This is a genomic window from Enterobacter sp. Res13-Sevr-PEC09-46, assembly GCF_015672585.1.
Lineage (GTDB): Bacteria > Pseudomonadota > Gammaproteobacteria > Enterobacterales > Enterobacteriaceae > Enterobacter > Enterobacter hormaechei_C.
The window spans coordinates 237525-255831 of record NZ_JADABR010000033.1 but is presented as its reverse complement, the minus strand read 5'-3'; the positions used below and the strand labels follow the sequence as shown (position 1 = coordinate 255831).

Below are 18307 nucleotides of genomic sequence, written 5' to 3'. Positions count from 1 at the left end.
AGAGAGCGAAAATGGAAACACTGGCCGCCATTAACCGCTGGCTGGCAAAGCAGCATGTCGTGACCTGGTGCGTCTGTAAAGACGAGGAGATGTGGTGCGCAAATGCCTTTTATTACTACGATCCCGAGCGCGTGGCCTTTTACGTGATGAGCGAAGATAAAACGCGGCATGCGCAGATGACGGGCCAGCGGGCAAAAGTGGCGGGCACGGTAAACGGTCAGCCTAAAACCGTTGCGCTGATCCGCGGGGTCCAGTTTAAAGGCGAAATTCGTCGCCTGGAAGGTGAGGAGAGCGACGCGCAACGTAAACGCTATACGCGCCGCTTCCCGGTGGCCGCGGCGCTAAAAGCCCCGGTGTGGGAAATCCGCCTTGATGAGCTGAAATTTACCGACAACACCCTGGGCTTTGGCAAGAAGCTGCACTGGTTACGCGCCGAGCAGGCGTAGCGCTTCACGGTTAAACGCTGGCAGATCGTCCGGTGTACGGCTGGTGATCAGCTGATCGTTATCGTTCACCACTTCCTGATCGTAGAACTCGGCTCCCGCGTTTTTCAGATCGATAACGATCGGCTTCACCGCGGTGAGCTTACGCCCGCGTACCACCTCGGCGCTGATCAGCAGCTGCGGACCGTGGCAAATGGCAAATACCGGTTTACCGGTGCCGACGAAGTCACGGGTAAAGGTGACGAAACGCTCGTCTCCGCGCAGGGAATCCGGTGAATGACCGCCCGGTAACAGCAGGGCGTCGAAATCCGACGGGCTGACGTTATCAATGGATTCGTCAATGGTCACGCTGGCTTCGCCCTTATGGCCCTTCACGGTTTTACCCGCTTCTTTCTCGATGGTGACCACCTCGTGGCCCGCCTTGCGGAATGCCTCTGCTGGCGACGTAAATTCTGAATCTTCAAACTCGTCGGTAATCAAGACTGCGATTTTTTTACCCATGCTTCCTCCGTTGTTTTCGCTTCAGACTGTTTTTTTCCCGTTTGTGGTAAATACTTACCGGTAACAGACTTTTAAGTGTGGTAGAGCAGGCCCAGAACGCAAACGGACAATTCTGTAAAGGGGATAAGATGAGTCAGGTACTGATTACCGGCGCAACCGGGCTGGTGGGTGGACATCTGCTGCGGCTGCTGATCCAGGATCGGCATATCAATTATATCGCCGCCCCGACGCGTCGCCCGCTGTTGGATATCACCGGCGTCTATAACCCGCACGATCCACAGCTCACCGACGCGCTGGCGCAGGTGCAGGATCCCATTGATATCGCCTTTTGCTGCCTTGGTACCACCCGACGGGAAGCGGGCAGTAAAGAAGCTTTTGTCCATGCGGATTACACACTGGTGGTGGATACCGCCCTGACGGCGAAAAAGCTGGGCGCAAAACATTTCCTGGTGGTCAGTGCGCACGGCGCGAACGCAGGCTCGCCGTTTTTTTACAACCAGGTGAAGGGCAAAATGGAAGAGGCGTTAATCGCGCAGAAATGGGAGCGCCTGACCATCGCGCGGCCTTCCATGCTGATGGGGCACCGTGACGAACGTCGTTTTAACGAGTCTTTTTTCGCTCCGCTGTTTCGCATCCTGCCGGGTAACTGGAAGTCCATCGAGGCGCGGGATGTCGCGCTGGCGATGCTAAAAGAGGCGCTGGCTCCGTCGCAGGAGGGGGTTAATATTATCCCTTCGGCAAAACTGCGTGAAATCGCGCAGGGCGAGGCGTAAACTTCCCCGGCTTATTAAATAACACCTTCCGGGGAATGGTATGACTGGTCAGTCTTCATCTCAGGCGGCAACACCTGTTCAGTGGTGGAAGCCCGCACTCTTCTTTCTCGTGGTCATCATTGGCCTCTGGTATGTGAAATGGCAGCCGTACTACGGTAAAGCCTTCACCGCCGCCGACACCCACAGCATCGGTAAATCGATTCTCGCGCAGGCCGATTCCAGCCCGCTACGCGCGGCGTGGGATTACGCCATGGTCTATTTTCTTGCCGTCTGGAAAGCGGCGGTATTGGGCGTATTGCTGGGCTCGCTGATTCAGGTACTTATCCCGCGTAACTGGCTGGTGAAAACCCTGGGACAGCCGCGCTTGCAGGGCACGCTGCTGGGGACGATTTTCTCCCTGCCGGGCATGATGTGCTCCTGCTGCGCCGCACCGGTGGCGGCGGGTATGCGCCGACAGCGCGTGTCGATGGGCGGCGCGCTTGCCTTCTGGATGGGTAACCCCCTGCTGAACCCGGCAACGCTGGTATTTATGGGCTTCGTTCTCGGCTGGCATTTCGCGTTTATCCGTCTGGCGGCTGGCCTGCTGACGGTGGTGCTTGTCGCTACGCTGGTGCAGCACCTGGTGAAAGACAACGAGGCCGGGCCTGCCTCCGTTGAGCTGGACGTCAGCGAGCCGCAGGGCAATTTCTTTGCTCGCTGGGGCAAAGCGCTGTGGCAGCTTTTCTGGAGCACCATTCCGGTCTATATCCTGGCCGTACTGGTGCTGGGGGCGGCGCGCGTCTGGCTGTTCCCGCATGCGGATGGCGCTATCGACAACACGCTGATGTGGGTGATTGCGATGGCGGTGGCCGGGTGCCTGTTTGTGATCCCAACCGCGGCGGAGATCCCGATTATTCAGACCATGATGATGGCTGGTATGGGGACCGCACCGGCGCTGGCGCTGCTCATCACGCTGCCGGCGGTGAGCCTGCCGTCGCTTATCATGCTGCGTAAGTCATTCCCGGCGAAAGCGCTGTGGCTGACTGCGGGGCTGGTGGCGTTGAGCGGAGTTATTGTGGGGAGTATGGCGCTTGTGTGAAAAAAGCCCGGCGGCGCTAGCGCTTACCGGGCCTGTAGTCAGGTGGTAATTACTTAATGTAAGTAAAGGCGGTGGTGACGTGTTTCACGCCGCTCACCCGGCTGGCGATATCCGCCGCCGCTTTCCCTTCACGTTCCGTCACCAGACCCAGCAGGAATACTTCGCCGTTCTCCGTGGTCACTTTCACGTTTGAGGATTTCACCTGGTCGGTACCCAGCAGCTGGGAACGCACTTTGGTGGTGATCCAGGTATCAGATGACGCGGTGCCGAGACCAATCGGCTGGCCCTGGCGGATCTCGTTAAACACTTCCGCCGTGCCTTCCACACCCATCGCGATCTGTTTGGCGCGCGAGGCGAGTTCAGGATTTGGCGCCTGGCCTGCCAGCAGCACTTTGCCCTGATAAGCCGTCACGTTGATGCGTGCTTCCTTCTTGATCTGCTCGTCTTTCGACAGCGCACTGTTTACGCGCAGCTCAAGCGTACCGTCATCCACCTGCGTCCCAACGGTACGCGGATCGGTCGCTGCTTTGGTGCCGACCGCTGCGGTGCCGACTACAGCGGCAGCGATGCATCCCTGAAGCAGTAATGCAGACATCACGACTGCAAGGGCCGATAAAACCTTCATGAGAACTCCTTAATCATCCTGGTGAGGGAAAAGCGTGTTATCGATCAGATCGCATAAGCAGTTCACCGTGAGCATATGCATCTCCTGGATGCGGGCGCTACGGTGCGAAGGAATGCGGATCTCCACATCCTGCGGCCCCAGCAGGCCAGCCAGCTCACCGCCGTCGTAACCGGTCAGGGCGACAATCGTCATATCCCGGGTCACTGCCGCTTCAACCGCTTTAACGATATCCCGGCTGTTACCGCGCGTGGAGATCGCCAGCAGCACGTCTCCGGCATGGCCTAAGGCGCGCACCTGCTTGGCGTAGATTTCGTCATGCAGACGATCGTTGGCAATCGCAGTTAAGACCACGTTATCGGTGTTTAGTGCAATGGCAGGTAAACTCGGGCGCTCGGTTTCGAAGCGATTGATCATGCTGGCAGCAAAATGCTGTGCGTTAGCAGCGGACGTGCCATTGCCACAACAGAGGATTTTGTTGCCGTTGAGCAGCGACTGAACCAGCGTCATCGCTGCACGCGAGATCGCGTCCGGAAGGGCTTCCGCCGCGGCAATCTGCGTTTGAATGCTTTCTGTGAAGCACACTTTAATTCGTTCGAGCACGGTATCCCTTTAAAATCTTATTTATGCGTCTTCGCCAAACGCGTTTTTAAGCCAGTCGATCGCATTTCCGGTGAAGGCTACCACATCGAAACGGCAATCCACAGTATCAAAACTCCCATTATGGCGGGCAAGCCACAAGTGGGCAGTCTGTAATAATTTTTGTTGTTTGGCGAGCGTCACGCTGGCGGCAGCACCGCCAAAACGGGACGACTGTCGGAAGCGAACTTCAACAAACACGATGGTCTGACCGTCTTTCATGATCAGGTCAATCTCGCCGCCGCGCCCGCGAACGTTGGCGGCGACAAAGCGCAGTCCTTTGCCTTCAAGCCAGCGACGCGCCTTTAACTCCCACGCGTCGCCGGTCTGTTTACGGCTTAACTGGCCGGGACAATCTGCCCCTGCTGGTATTTGAGCCATGATAACTTCCTGTTAATCACACAATCCTGATCGGCGGTCAGATCGCCGGTATTCCCGTTAAGCTCGAAGCCCGGTACCTGACGCATCTGGGTGAAGTGGTTTGCCAGCGCCCAGGCATCGACGCCCATCGCGTACAGACGCGCCAGGGAATAGTCATTGCGCACCGCGCCCAGCGCCTGCTGCATCAACTGCGGGTTGCTGCCTGCCAGCATGGGGATCTCGCTGTATTGCAGTCCTTCCATTTCCAGACGGAAATCCGGGCCTGCGGTACCCTGTGCGCTGCGTGAGCTGGCGTAGAGCGTTGCACCGCTCTGGCTGCCGTTACGCATGGCGATCATCGGTTTGATAAAGGCGATCTCTTCCGGCGTAGCGACGATGTACGCCGAATCCACTTTACCGCCGCCGCTGATTTGCGCGTCGGTAGGTGGTGCCGGGATCGTCAGACCGCCGATGGTGACGCTCTGCTGCTGCGGCAGGCTGGCGGATACCGGGCTACCGTTGAGGGCAATACCTGCCCCGCCGTTCACGCCCGCTCTCAGTTCGGAAGCTGAGCCAAATTTCTGCTGCAACACCACGCCACCGCCAAGGGTCTGCCACTCTTGCGCAAACGCGTTGGCAACGCGATCGCCCAGCGTGCTGCGTGGGATCAGCAGCAGCGGCGCCTGCTTGCCCTGCTCGTGAATATGGCGGGCCGCATCGCGGGCTTCATCCTCCGGAGAGAGGGCGAAGTAACAGATATTGGCGCGGTTCTGAACCTGCTCAGGCTGGTTAAGCGCCAGCACGTTCAGCGTGGTGTTGCTCTTCATCAGCGCTTCCACGTTGTTTTTCAACAGCGGGCCGACAACGATGCTGGCCCCGTCCTGCTGAACCTGCGCCAGCACCTGGTCAAGCGGCTGGGCGCTGGTGTCGTAGATTTTCAACTCTGCACCAGGGTTAGCGCTGGTGGTGACCACAGCCTGCGGCTGGGCTGATGGCTGCTGTTCCGGCTGCTCGGTTTGCGGCTGAGGTTGTTCTGCCGTCGCGGGTGCCGGTGTTTCAGCCGGGGCCTGTGTTGCCGCAGGCGCTGGGGTAGCAGGCTGCGTCGTTGGGGCAGTAACCGGATTCTGCATGGTGCCCTGCGCAGGGGTTTGCGCGGTGGTCAGGTCGCTGGTTTCGGCGGCGGACGGGCTGACAACGTCATTCACATTCGCCGCCTGTGCAGCCTGCGCCGGAACCGCGCTGCCGCTGACGGCGGTGGTGCCGTTTTTCGCGGCTTCAAAACCTTGCTGAATGGCGCGACCAAACACCGCAGCCTGACCGTTTAACGGCAGCAGCAGGGCGATTTTGCTGGTGGAGGCGGGCTTAAAGTTTTGCACGTTCACCAGCTGCGTTGGCAGCATTTTCGCTCCCGGGTTTTGCGGGTAACGCTTTTGCCAGTCGGTAATGCCGGCTTTCAGCATGTTCGGATCGCTGCGGTTGTTGAACCACATCTGTTGCAGATCCAGCCAGCCTTGCAGGACATTTTCATCAGCGTTGATTACCAGCGCCTTGGCCTGATCCTGGGTCATGGAGGCGAGCGCCTGCCAGGTTGCGTCAATATTTTTTTGCTTGTCCGCACCCGCGAGCAGAGGCTCCTGGGCAATCAGCGCGCGGAGTAGCGTCAGGGAAGGGCGATCCTGCTCAGCGGTGATACCGGCTTGCCAGAAACGGGCCTGCTGGTTTTTATCCAGCGTGCTGAGATCGATGTTGCCGAGGATCTTCTTCGCGCCGTCGTAATCTTTTTGCGCGACCTTCAGTTCTGCCGACAGCAGCGTCTGCTCATGGCGCTGAGTGTCGTTAAGATCCTGCGGCAACTGGCTGAACAGCTCGGCGGCCTGCTGGGTTTTCCCTTCTTTCAGCAGTGCACGAATGGCGAGTAATTGCCAGTTGATCCTGGTATCATTTGTACTCTGCGACATTTGTTGCAGATAAAAGCCAGAATCAGCCTGAGCGGATCCCTGCATATGAGCAGTGCTCTGGTCAGGTGCCTGGGTGCCGCAGCCGGTAAAGATCAGGGCTGCCAGCAGGAGGGGCACGCTGTGCGCGGCTTTTTTTCGAAGAAACGTTAACGGTACCATACTGTATCCAGTGATTTTTTTACGCAATGCTCAATATTAAATCGGCAATACGGACGAAACAATGAAACAACACGAAACGGCAGATAATTCTCAAGGCCAGCTTTATATTGTACCTACTCCTATCGGGAATTTGTCTGATATTACCCAACGTGCGCTCACCGTATTGCAAGCTGTTGATTTAATTGCGGCTGAAGACACCCGTCATACCGGTTTACTGCTACAACACTTTGCCATCAACGCCCGTTTGTTTGCCCTGCACGATCACAATGAGCAACAAAAAGCCGAAACGCTGGTGGCGAAGCTTAAAGAAGGGCAGAACATCGCGCTGGTCTCCGATGCGGGAACGCCGCTGATCAACGATCCGGGCTACCATCTGGTACGCACCTGCCGGGAAGCAGGCATCCGCGTTGTGCCGCTGCCGGGGCCGTGCGCGGCGATTGCGGCGTTAAGCGCTGCGGGTCTGCCGTCCGATCGTTTCTGCTACGAAGGCTTCCTGCCTGCTAAATCCAAAGGCCGTCGCGATGTGTTAAAGGATCTGGAAGCTGAACCGCGTACGTTGATCTTCTACGAATCAACCCACCGTCTGCTGGAAAGCCTGGAAGATATGGTGACCGTCTGGGGAGAAGCCCGCTATGTGGTGCTGGCGCGCGAGCTGACCAAAACGTGGGAAACTATTCACGGTGCGCCGGTTGGCGAACTGCTGGCGTGGGTGAAAGAGGATGAAAACCGCCGCAAGGGCGAAATGGTGCTGATTGTTGAAGGCCACAAAGCGCAGGAAGACGCTCTGCCTGCCGATGCGCTGCGTACGCTGGTCCTGCTACAGGCTGAACTCCCCCTGAAAAAAGCGGCGGCGCTGGCGGCGGAGATCCACGGCGTGAAGAAAAATGCGCTGTATAAATATGCGCTGGAGCAGCAGGGGGAGTAAGCCCCTGCCGCCTGTTTTGCCGGGTGGCGGCTTCGCCTTACCCGGCCTACACCGTGTCAAAGCCTCACTATTTCTCCGGCATCGCCTCAAACACCAGCGTTTCCAGCGGTTGCAGCGTAATCACCACAGCGTTTTTATACTCCTCTGGTACGGTCGAATTACTGCCGTACACGGCTTTCAGGGTAAACTGCGAACGCTCTCCTGCCGGGATCTCAAAATCTTTGGTTAAATCCAGGAAGTAACGTTGCGGCTTATCCGATGGGTTGCGTAAGCCAAAAATCGCTTTGTCTTTACTCCATGAGGCCCAGCCGTAAACCTCAAGCGAAGTTGGGTCACCGCCAATCCAGTGAGTATCCACCAGCACGCTGGCATTCTCACGCGACCATTTCGCCGCCTGCGCCAGGGTATCCCACTTCGCCTTATTCAGCATGGACGGCGTAATGTACAGCTCCTGAAGCTGAGTTCCGGTTGCGAAGTAGCTCCAGACCTGATCGGCAAAATCGCTGTCTGTTTGCACTTTCTCGAGTCCATAGTAAGCGTTCTCTGCGCTGACGATCCCGTGGTACATCAGTGAGTTCAGCGGGAACAGCGGACCTTTACGCACGATGGATCGCCAGGTTTCGGCATCGCGGTAGGTCATCCACTGCTGCACTGGCGTGCCGGGGCCGTACAGGTTGATATCATCGCCCTGACGCCAGATTGAATCAGCATAGAACAGCCAGGACGGGCTGGCGTCGGTGCCGGTGGTCAGGTTGATAAACAGGTTCGGATTTGCGCTGCGCATGTTGTGCAGCAGGGCAATGGACGCGTCAAAATCCGATGCAAATGGGCTGCCCTTGATATGCGAATTGGCGTTACCCATTCCGTCGAGCTTGAACGAGGTAATGTGCTCGTTTTTGATCAGCTTAATGATCTGATCGTTAAAGTTTTTAAAGTAGTTCGGCCCCGACAGCGCCAGCTTGCCGTCTACGGTTTCGAAACCATACTCTTTTGCATGCGAGACGCGAATATCGCGCGGCTTGTTGTAACCGCCCCACGGTGAAAGCCACAGCCCAACCGAGCTATGCAGGCTGTCGGCTTTTTCCCTGACTTTGCCAAAACCGTTGCTGAATGCCGGGCCAAACAGCCAGCGTCCGGTGCGATCGTCCCAGCCATCGTCCAGCAGGAACGCGTCCAGCGCCACCCCGCGTCCGGCAATAAATTCTTTATTCCATTCGTCCATCCGCCCAATGACATCCTGCTCGGAGTAAGGAGTAAAGAAGCCGATGTCCATCCAGCTGTTGTAGTGCAGGTAAGGCTTATAAGGCCGTGGACGCACGGCATCGATAAACTGGTTTACGCTGCGGCGCAGCTGATTAGTTTCCGGGAAAGTGCCGAACCAGGTGGTAAAACTAACCGGTGTCTCAGGCAGAATTGGCGTTTTCAGCTCCACGTTGAGGTTCGTGGTGGCTTCATAAGCGTAAGTATTCACAATCGGTTTGTCTGGCAGGATGAAGAACGAGTCGGCCACGATTGGCGAGCTGTTAATCGCCCCGTCAACGTAAGGTGCCTGAGACTGCTTCTTCGTCGGGAAGAAGGTAATTTTCGCTACGTCCCGGGGCTGCCCGACGGCGGCGATGGTGTAGCCGATGCTGGCGTATTTTCCCTTCACCAGGTTCAGTTTCACCGTTACGTTAAAATCCGGATGCGTAAAGTCGATGACTATCGCATTGTCCTGCTTTTCGACGTGCTTGATTTTGAAATCAGCGGTGTGGATTTTTGTTTCATCCGGTAGCGTCAGAAAGAACAACTCCTGGGGCGTGATCGGATGGTTAGCTTTGCTGTCCGTTACCACTACCGTTGCGTTTGCATCATCAAACGAAAGGGCAATATTGTCGTTACTGAGCGCGTAGTTTGCTGCCGCCGCGCCATGAGAAACACAGAGAGTCAGCAGCGAGAGAGTGAGCATTTTTTTCATCGGGGTAAGATCCTTATCAGTAATGCTTCAGCATTCGGTTGATGGACTGTTCCAGCCAGTAGCGCTGGGTGCCGAAGTTAATACGCAGGTAGTTTTCGCCGTTTTGTACGTAGTGGCTGCCATCTTCAATGACCACGCCAGCCTGTTTTGCGAAATGTTGAGTTAGCGCCGTCGCACTGCGATCGTCCGCACTGACGTCTATCCAGGCGAGATACGACGACTCCGGGTTCATCATCTTCCATGCAGGGAAATGGGTCTGGATGGCATCCGCAAGGTAGCGGGCATTGCCGCGCAGATAACCATTCAGCGCGTCGAGCCATGGCAGACCTTGCTGATAAGCCAGAATAATTCCCCACACGCCGAAGATATTGGGCGAGGTAATGGAGTTCTTCTCCAGCTGCTGGCGGAAACGCTGGCGCAGCGAATCGTCTGGAATCATTGAGTAGGATGTTTTTAGCCCGCCAAGGTTGAAGGCTTTATTGGGGGAGGTCAGCACAATCAGGTTGTCCTGGGCGGCACAGCCCGAAGTCAGACAACTGACGAATGTACCGTCCAGAATGTGCTCGGCGTGAACCTCATCAACCACCAGAATCGTGCCGTAGCGCTTACAGAGATCGGACACCTGACGTATCTCATCCGCGCGCCAGATTCGGCCCGAGGGGTTATGCGGCGAGCAGAAGAACCACAGGGTGGGGCGGTGTGTTCGTAGCTGCTCTTCCACCCGATTAAAATCAAGTTGATAACGGTTATTTTCCACACTTAGCGGGTTAGCAAGTACTTGCACTCCCTGTCGCTGTGTCGCCATCGCAAACGGGTCATACACCGGGGTGTTCATCATCACGCAGTCGCCGGGTTTGCAGAACGCCTGAACCGTATAGTGCAGCGTGGAAACGGTGCCGTAGGTCAGGGTGATCCATGACTTATGCACCTCAACCTGATGACGGGTGCGCTGGAAGGCGATGACCGCATCGTAGAATTCGTCGAAGCACCAGGTGTAACCGAAGGTGCCATGCTCCACGATGCGCTGGAAGCCTTCAATCACAGCGGGTGGCGAGGTGAAATCCATGTCTGCTATCCACAGCGGGATAAATCCCTCCGGGACATCACCGAAACGCGAGCAAACATACGTATGATCCCATTTACGGCATTTATCGCTTTTACGCTCAATGATTCTGTCGAAATCAAACACAACGACCCCCTGTTAAATTAAGGCTTCAATGCCGGATTTGACGCTCTGCACCTGCGGACCGATGATCACCTGAACGCTGTGGGCATCAAGCACCACTACTGACAAGGCGCCCGCGGCCTTCAGCGCCTGCTGGTCGATAAGCCCCATATCTTTTACCACCAGACGTAAGCGGGTAATGCAGTTGTCGAGCGACTCAATATTCTCTTTACCGCCAAGCGCGCGAAGAATAAGCCCATGATCGTATTTCGATTTTCCACGTGCCCGGGTATTGGCTTCCACCGCCTGGAGCGCACCCTGCGCGTCAACCTCACGGCCCGGCGTTTTAATATCGTGCCTGAGGATGTACCAGCGGAAGACGAAGAAGTAGATAGCAAACCAGGCAATACCCACCGGGAACAGCAGATACCATTTGGTCGACATCCCCTGCATGACGCCGAAGATCAGCAGATCCAGAATGCCGCCGTCGGTGTTGCCGATGGTGACGCCGAGCAGCGCCATCACCATCAGCGCCAGGCCAGACATAACGATATGAAACACGTAAAGCACAGGGGCAATAAACAGGAACAGGAACTCAATCGGCTCTGAAATACCCGTGACAACTGAAACCAGCACGCCTGAAAGCAGCAGCCCTTTAATCACCGGACGGTTTTCCGGGCGCGCGGTGCGGTAGATAGCGTAAGCCACGGCAGGCAGGCCGAAGATAAATGTCGGCATAAACCCTTGCGATAAAAATGCCGTAACGTGCGGGCTAAAGGGCAGGCCAGCTTTCAGCTCGGCGTAGAAAATGTTCAGCGCACCGGCCACTTCCTGGCCGTTAACCATCTCAATGCCGCCCGCCGGGGTGAAGCGCACCATCGCCAGCAGGATGTGGTGCAGGCCAAAAGGTTTGAGCAGCAGTACGCCCACGCCATACAGGAACGGCCCAAAGACGCTGGTGCTCTGGATGATATGACCAATCCCGGCAATGCCCATTGCCACATATTCCCACAGCAGGGGGATAAACAAGCCGACCAGCGACAGGGTGAGGGCGGTAATGATGGGCACAAAACGAATGCCGCTAAAGAAGGCAAACGCGTCGTGCAGCACCGTGTCCTGGAAACGTTCGTGCAGGAAGTAGGTGATCACCCCTACCACAATGCCGCCGAGCACGCCCATCTCCAGCGTTTGAATGCCAAGCACAATGGATTGTCCCACCTGTCTCATGGTGGCGGCATCCGCAAGCTGGTGGGTGGCGGTCAGGTAGTAGTTGATGCTCATGTTCATCAGCATGTAGCCAACGAATCCGGCAAAAGCGCCAACCGCTTTATTACGTCTGGCAAGGCCCATCGGGATCGCCATGGCAAACATCAGCGGCAGATAGGTAAAAGCAAAGCCGCCGACCATGGCGATAAAACCAAAGGTGAGCTGCGTTAACTCGCCGCCCAGAAAGGGAAAACTTTTGATGGTGGAAGGGCTGGTGACAGAACTACCGATACCTAACAACAACCCCATAAAGGCCAACAGTGAGACCGGGAACATAAACGTCTTTCCCAGGCTCTGGAAAAACTCCCACGCTTTCGATTTAAACGACTTTTCCTGTGTCATGTAGGGACTCCTCGGATTTTTAGGATAATGGAAGGCGCTGTCCGGCTTAAGGACGCGCCTTCATATTTGCGAGGCTTATAGTTATTTTTTTAGGTACTAACGTTATGCGCAATGGGTTCAGGCTTCAGCCGCAAGCAGCAGCCGGTTCGCCGAGCCGCAAACGGTGATTTTGCTTCTGACCACCTCTTTCATGGCATCCATGCCGACGCGCATGTAGAAGCGCGGATCGTTGCCCTGTGGGTTCTCGGCAAACCAGGCTTTGACTGCGTCAGAGAAGGCGATTTTCAGCTCTGTTGCGACGTTAACTTTGCAGACGCCCAGCTCAATGGTGCGGCGCACATCCTCATCCGGCACATCACTCGCACCGTGCAGCACCAGCGGCACTGTCACTACCTCGCGGATCTCGGCCAGCCGCTGGAAGTCGATTTTTGGGCGTTTGGTATAAAGACCGTGCGCGGTACCGATGGCAACGGCGAGGCTGTCCACGCCTGTCATTTCGACAAAGCGTTTTGCTTCCTGCGGGTCGGTCAGGAACGCGCTTTCGGCGTCGACGCTCATGTCATCTTCCACTCCGCCCAGTCGGCCCAGTTCGGCCTCGACGCTACAGTCGTTGAGGTGGCAGAAATCGACGACCGATTTCACCAGCTTGACGTTTTGTTCGAAGGGGTAATGGCTACCGTCGATCATTGCGCTACGTACGCCGGCATGGACTTTGCGGCGAATGTCGTCCAGCGATTCGTGGTGATCGAGGTGTAGCGCCAGCGGCATGTCATAAGTAAGGGAATATGCGTTGCATAAGGCGTAGATCTCTTCCAGCGCAATATGTTTAAACGTCCCCGGCGTACCCGCGAGGATCACCGGCGATCGCATTTCGCTACAGACTTCGAGGATCGCCTGGATCGTCTCGGCGTTATGGATGTTAAAGGCCGGAACGGCATAGCCCTTCGCCTGTGCGTCCTGCAAAAGATATTTGGTAGAAATAATACTCATGAGCCTGTCCTCTTAAGCCTGCCACGGATGAATAACGACGCCCTGGACCACACGGTTAACCGTACCGCTGGCGGATGGCGTATCCGGCGTATTGCCAACGTGCAGAGACTGGGTCAGTGCGAAGACCTGGGCGTACATCAGGAAGCAGAACGCCTGCTCCATATCGTTAAATGAACGGGAAGGCGGCAGCAGGATATGCGGGCCAGCTTCAATGACCGGATCCGTTTCGGCTGCAATGGCTACCACGCGCATAGCCTGACGATCGCGTCGCAGCTCGGCGAGCAGATCCCGATCGTACTGACGCGTATACGGATGGCTGGAGACAAACACGACGACCAGCGTTTCGTTGTCTACCAGCGACTTAGGCCCGTGACGGAAACCCGTTGGCGAATCGTAGAATGCCGCCAGCTTGCCGGCTGTCAGCTCCAGCACCTTCAGCGCAGACTCCCGTGCGGCGCCCTGTAATCCACCGCTGCCCAGATAAACAATGCGTTTCCACGGTTCGTTACCAAAGACGCCGGGACTGAAATCGCCAAGCGATGTGAGGATCGCCTGACAGCGATCGGACACGTCGCGGAACGTTTTGCTGTTGATCGTTTCCGGTGCGAATACCGCCAGGCAGCTCGCCATCATGGTGGTGATGCTGCTTGTCATCGCGAACCCGCGATCGTGCGTTTCGGCTGGCATGAGCAGAGCGCAGGCGTTATCGCTGTCGACGGCATTCTGGTACAGGCTGCCTGCTTCATTACAGGTGATCGACAGGTGGTAGCACTCCGGTACAAACTGATTCGCCAGCTCAACGGCGGCGACGCTCTCCGGGCTATTGCCAGAACGGGCGAAAGAGACCAGCAGCAGCGGGTGCGAAGGGCTGAAATAATCCATCGGGTTGGTGACCAGATCGGTCGTAGGTATCGCGGTGATGTTTTTCCCCGTGTGGCTGGCAAGCCATGGCGCAATGATGTCGCCGATAAAAGCAGACGTACCCGCGCCGGTCAGAACGATCTGCAGATCGGGCTTGCGCAACAGTGGCGTCAGAAAACTGTCGATCGACGCGCGCAGATTATCAATATTGTTGAGCGAGCGAAGCCAGCTGGCTGGCTGCTGGCGGATCTCTTTTTCGGTCCAGGTGCCGGTGGTGGCGATAGTGGTTTGTGGCATAACTCAGTCCTTAGTCGTGTGAATTCCACATCAGACGCTGGCAAATGTGTCGCTATCTTTCGTTTCGTTTCACTTGTTCACTTTAGCAGTTAAATAAAATTTATAGAAAAGAAATCGAAAGTTCAATGGCGAAAAAGAAATAAAACGAAAAGTGTGATCGCGAAAGGAAAGGCGAAAATCAAGGAAAGGAAAAGAAAGGCCTTACGATCGTCTTCCGTAAGGCCAACAGGGCACACTGTGAAGGGGCTACAGGGAAAGAGCCTGACCCTGGATCCAGATCTGCCGGAGGTGTAAACCCGCATCCAGCGCAAGAACATTGGCGCGTTTGCCTGGCGCTAACGTTCCCAGCAGGTGATCCATACCGAGCAGACGAGCAGGATGCAGCGAGGCCATATGGATTGCGTTTTCTGGGGCGATCCCCGTATGCTCCACCATATTTCGCACGGCGGCATCCAGCGCGAGCGTGCTGCCCGCCAGCCCGCCTGAGGCCGTGCGGACAACGCCGCCCTGCATCTCGACATTTTCACCACACAACGTATAGCGCCCATCAGGCATACCCGCCGCCTGCATGGCATCGGTAATCAGCACCGTACGATCCTTCGCGCAGCAACAACATAGCCGCATGGCTCCAGGATGAACGTGATGCCCGTCGGCAATAAGCTCCAGCCACGCGCGTGGGTCCGTAAGCCCGGCGCCAACCATGCCGGGCTCCCGGTGGTGTAACCCCGTCATGCCGTTGTAGCAGTGCACCAGCCCGGCTGCGCCTGCATCAAATGCGGCCAGGGTTTGCGCGTATGTAGCGGCGCTGTGGCCCAGCATGACGCGTATCCCTTTTTGCTTGAGGTGATGGATCGCCTTCAGGGCATCCACTTTTTCCGGAGCAAGCGCCACCACCCGCAGCGTGTTCTGCGAAACCGCAATCAGCTCATCAAGTTCCGCGAGATCCAGTTCGCGAAACAGTTCTGGCGGGTGCGCCCCTTTGTTCTGCGGTGTAAAGTACGGGCCTTCCAGATAGCTGCCCAGGATCTGCGCGCCGGGGCCACCGGCATGACAGCGCCGGGCAATGCGCCGTAACGCGCCATGGATCGCCTCCAGCGGAGCGGTGACGGTGGTAGGCAGAAACGCCCCCACGCCTTCACGCGCTTTGTGCATGGCTAACCGGTCCAGCACGTCGGGCGCATCATCCATCACATCCACACCCGCGCCGCCGTGGACGTGGATATCAATGTATGCCGGGCAAAGCAGGTCTGCCTCACGGGTGTTAACCCCTGCCGGAATCGGCTCGATGGCGGTGATGACGCCTCTATCCATACGCAGCTGATGGTCATCCAGCCAGCCCTGCCCGGTCAGCAGACGACGCGCGCGCAGCAGCTGGCTCATATCCCTTCCTCGGCGGGCGCTTCCTCGCGACAGCGTGCAAGTTCATCCACCAGGCTGGTCAGGCCGCGATGGCCGCACTCCAGCGCCTGCAAACGAAAGGCTTCACTGCTTAACCCGTCGCGCTCCAGAACCATCTCCAGCAAAAGCTGGAGATTGGTGCCGGTGATCACTTCGCTGCCGGGGCGCTGCATCGCGAGGGTAGAGGCCACACGAAACGGCGTACCGCCGAGAAGATCGGTGAGAAACACGATATCGTGCTCTGCATCCAGTTCATTCACTGCCTGCTCAAGCTGCGCGGTCAGCCGCGCAGTGGTGGAGCTTTCCGGAAAATCGATGGCGATAAACTGCGGCTGTTCGCCGAGGATTTGCTTCATCGCCTGTTCCAGCCCGCTGGCAAAACCGCCGTGACCCGTCAAAATAATGCCTAACATCGCAACCTCTTTGCTTATTACAGGAAGTGACAGAATTTACCGACAACGCCCAGCACCACGGTGATACCAATCAGGCGCAGCGGGCTCCAGCCACGGCGTACCAGCCAGAACATGGTCAGGGTATAGACCAGCGGCAGAAAGGCGGGCATCAGTTTGTCGATCACATCGGTTTGCAGTTTGACGACCGCATCCCCGGCTTTAATCTCGAGTGTGGTATTCAGGCGCACATAGGTTGCCACCAGCGCACCAATCACTGTCATCCCGACAATGGACGCAGCATGACCAACCTTTTTGGTGTTGGCCTTGATCAGCGGGATCGCGGCGACACCCATTCGGTAGGCATAGTGCGCCAGACCAAAACGCAGGCCGAGATGCACCACGTTAAACAGCACGATAAAGACCACCGCGCCAAGAATGGATCCCTGTAGCGCCAGGCTGGCGCCAATCCCCCCGCAGATGGGCAGCAGGGTCAGCCAGAACATGGCGTCACCAATGCCACCGAGCGGTGCGCCGACGGCAATTTTAGTGCTCTGGATGCTGTTCACATCCTGCTTGGAACGCTCCATTGCCAGAATAATGCCGATGACGAAGGTCACCAGGAACGGGTGGGTGTTGAAGAAGCCCATATGGCCTTTCATGGCGCGCGCCAGGTCCCGCTTATTGGTGTGGATCTTTTTCAGCGCGGGCAGTAGCCCATACAGCCAGCCGGAGGCCTGCATACGCTCGTAGTTAAACGAGGCCTGTAGCAGCATGGAACGCCAGGCGACACGGTTAATATCCTTTTTCGTTAGCTCAGCGCCAATACTCTGGTCTTCGTAGACGTTTTCATTCACGCCGGTCAGCAGTGTCTCTTCACTTTCAGACACGCCCGGCAGGGTGGTGTGATTAGATGCCATCTTCAAATTCCTCTTTCTGGGCCGCAGGCGCCGTGGGTTCAGGCGATTTGCGCAGCAGGTCGATCAGCGCCATCGCCAGCGCAGCCGCGGCAATCGCCAGCACCGGGAGTTTCAGCCAGGCCGCGGCGACAAAGCCGATAATGAAGTAAGGGATGTAAACGTTTTTCATCATGATCTTCAGCAGCACGGCGAAGCCGATCGCTGGCATGATGCCGCCCGCGACGCCGAGACCGTCGATCAGACGTTCCGGCAGCACGTCAATGGCGGTTTTCGCATGTTCAGCCCCGAAGTAGATGGGCAGAAATGCACACAGGAAGTAGAAGACGCCGAGCGCCAGCAGTGCCAGATAGTTGACCCGTTCAATACCACGGGTGTCTGCGTTAGCCGCCATGCGATCGCAGCGGGACATCACGCCGGACATCACCGAGAAGAGGAAGGTGATCCCCATCTGAACCGCCACGGCAAACGGCACGGCGACCCCAACGGCGACATCCGGCTTCACGCCTGTAGTAATGGCAAATGTGGTGCCAACGATGGTGCCGATAATCACGTTTGGCGGCTGCGCGCCCGCCAGCGGCGCGAGTCCCATCCAGACCAGTTCTAACGTACCGCCGGTCAGAATTCCGGTGTGCAAATCGCCCAGAATCAGGCCAACCAGTGGCCCGAGTACCACCGGACGGTGCATGTGTGTTAAGCCGTTAAACATATCCAGGCCCGCTATAAAAGCGAGAAGCCCCAGCGCGAAAGCCTGCAACAGACTGATTTCCATTGTGAATCCCTCAGAGCAGTTTAAAGAGATCCAAAGCAGTCTCTGTTGGAACGCCCTGAACGAAGCATTCCACTCCGGCCGCCTTCAGGCCGTTAAACGCGGCGATATCGTTCGCGTCTACAGATACCGTTTTGGCAATTTGCTGTTTGCCACTGGCGTAATGCATATTTCCGACGTTAATACGGGTGATGGGCACGCCGCCCTCGACCAGCGTTAAAAAATCAGCCGGTGTTTTACAGACCAGCAGAATTTTCTGCCGGTCGGCGGCGCGATGAATGTTGTCGATCACTTTTTGCAGGGACCAGAAACGCACGGCGATGCCTTCCGCCAGCACCATCTCCATCAGGTTTTGCTGAACCGGATCGTCTGCAACCTCGTCATTTGCCACCAGCACCAGGTTCGCCCCCGCAAACCCCACCCACTGTACGCCCACCTGACCGTGGATCAGGCGTTCATCAATGCGGCATAAGACAATGTTTGGCATAGCGTTTTCCT

Annotated in this window: 19 protein-coding genes; 4 read left to right on the top strand and 15 right to left on the bottom strand. The window is 56.9% G+C overall.

From position 1 onward, the window contains the following. Positions 1-11 precede the first annotated feature (11 nt). Complete coding sequence (locus IMQ56_RS21200) at positions 12-446, top strand: YhbP family protein (protein ID WP_015571966.1); 435 nt, start codon at positions 12-14, stop codon at positions 444-446. On the opposite strand, the gene IMQ56_RS21195 is transcribed toward IMQ56_RS21200, so the two are convergent. Next, a complete protein-coding gene (locus IMQ56_RS21195) occupies positions 426-944 on the bottom strand; it encodes a type 1 glutamine amidotransferase domain-containing protein (protein WP_015571965.1) in 519 nt (172 codons plus the stop codon). The genes IMQ56_RS21200 and IMQ56_RS21195 overlap by 21 nt on opposite strands. A 128-nt stretch (positions 945-1072) precedes the next feature. Between IMQ56_RS21195 and IMQ56_RS21190 the strand changes: the two genes are divergently transcribed. Beyond that, positions 1073-1717, top strand: a complete 645-nt coding sequence (locus IMQ56_RS21190) for an NAD(P)H-binding protein (RefSeq protein WP_023304489.1) — start codon at positions 1073-1075, stop codon at positions 1715-1717. A gap of 40 nt (positions 1718-1757) precedes the next feature. Then, positions 1758-2795, top strand: a complete 1038-nt coding sequence (locus IMQ56_RS21185) for a permease (protein ID WP_017693924.1) — start codon at positions 1758-1760, stop codon at positions 2793-2795. Between the two features lie 49 nt (positions 2796-2844). Here the strand turns inward: IMQ56_RS21185 and dolP are convergent, their stop codons facing one another. From dolP to IMQ56_RS21165, 4 genes are read right to left on the bottom strand one after another with little or no spacing between them, the layout of a single operon-like run. Further along, positions 2845-3420, bottom strand: a complete 576-nt coding sequence (gene dolP, locus IMQ56_RS21180) for a division/outer membrane stress-associated lipid-binding lipoprotein (protein ID WP_006812102.1) — start codon at positions 3418-3420, stop codon at positions 2845-2847. A 9-nt stretch (positions 3421-3429) separates the two neighbouring features. After that, positions 3430-4020 (bottom strand): DnaA initiator-associating protein DiaA, encoded by a 591-nt coding sequence (diaA, locus tag IMQ56_RS21175; RefSeq protein WP_003861754.1) that lies wholly within the window; start codon positions 4018-4020, stop codon positions 3430-3432. Positions 4021-4041: 21 nt separating this feature from the next. Beyond that, positions 4042-4437: a YraN family protein gene (locus IMQ56_RS21170; RefSeq protein ID WP_017382447.1), complete on the bottom strand. Its 396-nt coding sequence runs from the start codon at positions 4435-4437 to the stop codon at positions 4042-4044. After that, a complete protein-coding gene (locus tag IMQ56_RS21165; protein ID WP_196063909.1) occupies positions 4395-6533 on the bottom strand; it encodes a penicillin-binding protein activator in 2139 nt (712 codons plus the stop codon). The genes IMQ56_RS21170 and IMQ56_RS21165 overlap by 43 nt, the downstream gene beginning before the upstream one ends. A 61-nt stretch (positions 6534-6594) precedes the next feature. On the opposite strand from IMQ56_RS21165, the gene rsmI reads away from it, so the two are divergent. Further along, positions 6595-7458: a 16S rRNA (cytidine(1402)-2'-O)-methyltransferase gene (gene rsmI, locus IMQ56_RS21160; RefSeq protein ID WP_045907594.1), complete on the top strand. Its 864-nt coding sequence runs from the start codon at positions 6595-6597 to the stop codon at positions 7456-7458. 67 nt (positions 7459-7525) lie between these two features. Here rsmI and IMQ56_RS21155 read toward each other — a convergent pair whose 3' ends face one another. The 10 genes from IMQ56_RS21155 to agaV form a co-directional block, all read right to left on the bottom strand. Next, positions 7526-9415, bottom strand: coding sequence for a hypothetical protein (locus tag IMQ56_RS21155; protein WP_062938515.1), 1890 nt, complete (start codon positions 9413-9415; stop codon positions 7526-7528). A gap of 16 nt (positions 9416-9431) precedes the next feature. Then, positions 9432-10604, bottom strand: a complete 1173-nt coding sequence (locus IMQ56_RS21150) for a PatB family C-S lyase (protein ID WP_149603890.1) — start codon at positions 10602-10604, stop codon at positions 9432-9434. Positions 10605-10616: 12 nt separating this feature from the next. Beyond that, complete coding sequence (gene malX / locus IMQ56_RS21145; protein ID WP_196063908.1) at positions 10617-12188, bottom strand: maltose/glucose-specific PTS transporter subunit IIBC; 1572 nt, start codon at positions 12186-12188, stop codon at positions 10617-10619. Positions 12189-12305: 117 nt separating this feature from the next. After that, positions 12306-13178, bottom strand: a complete 873-nt coding sequence (kbaY, locus tag IMQ56_RS21140) for a tagatose-bisphosphate aldolase subunit KbaY (protein WP_045339958.1) — start codon at positions 13176-13178, stop codon at positions 12306-12308. Between the two features lie 12 nt (positions 13179-13190). Then, positions 13191-14336 carry an SIS domain-containing protein gene (locus tag IMQ56_RS21135; RefSeq protein WP_196063907.1) on the bottom strand — a complete coding sequence of 382 codons (1146 nt, stop codon included), beginning with the start codon at positions 14334-14336 and terminating at the stop codon, positions 13191-13193. A 246-nt stretch (positions 14337-14582) separates the two neighbouring features. Then, on the bottom strand, positions 14583-15716 hold the full coding sequence (gene nagA, locus IMQ56_RS21130; RefSeq protein WP_017382442.1) for an N-acetylglucosamine-6-phosphate deacetylase: 1134 nt from the start codon (positions 15714-15716) through the stop codon (positions 14583-14585). Next, positions 15713-16147: a PTS galactosamine/N-acetylgalactosamine transporter subunit IIA gene (agaF, locus tag IMQ56_RS21125; RefSeq protein WP_017382441.1), complete on the bottom strand. Its 435-nt coding sequence runs from the start codon at positions 16145-16147 to the stop codon at positions 15713-15715. The genes nagA and agaF overlap by 4 nt, the downstream gene beginning before the upstream one ends. Before the next feature lie 17 nt (positions 16148-16164). Continuing rightward, on the bottom strand, positions 16165-17043 hold the full coding sequence (gene agaE, locus IMQ56_RS21120; protein WP_017693933.1) for a PTS N-acetylgalactosamine transporter subunit IID: 879 nt from the start codon (positions 17041-17043) through the stop codon (positions 16165-16167). Next, a complete protein-coding gene (gene agaW, locus IMQ56_RS21115; protein ID WP_003861730.1) occupies positions 17033-17812 on the bottom strand; it encodes a PTS N-acetylgalactosamine transporter subunit IIC in 780 nt (259 codons plus the stop codon). The genes agaE and agaW overlap by 11 nt, the downstream gene beginning before the upstream one ends. A gap of 10 nt (positions 17813-17822) precedes the next feature. After that, positions 17823-18296: a PTS N-acetylgalactosamine transporter subunit IIB gene (gene agaV, locus IMQ56_RS21110; RefSeq protein WP_003861728.1), complete on the bottom strand. Its 474-nt coding sequence runs from the start codon at positions 18294-18296 to the stop codon at positions 17823-17825. Positions 18297-18307 lie beyond the last annotated feature (11 nt).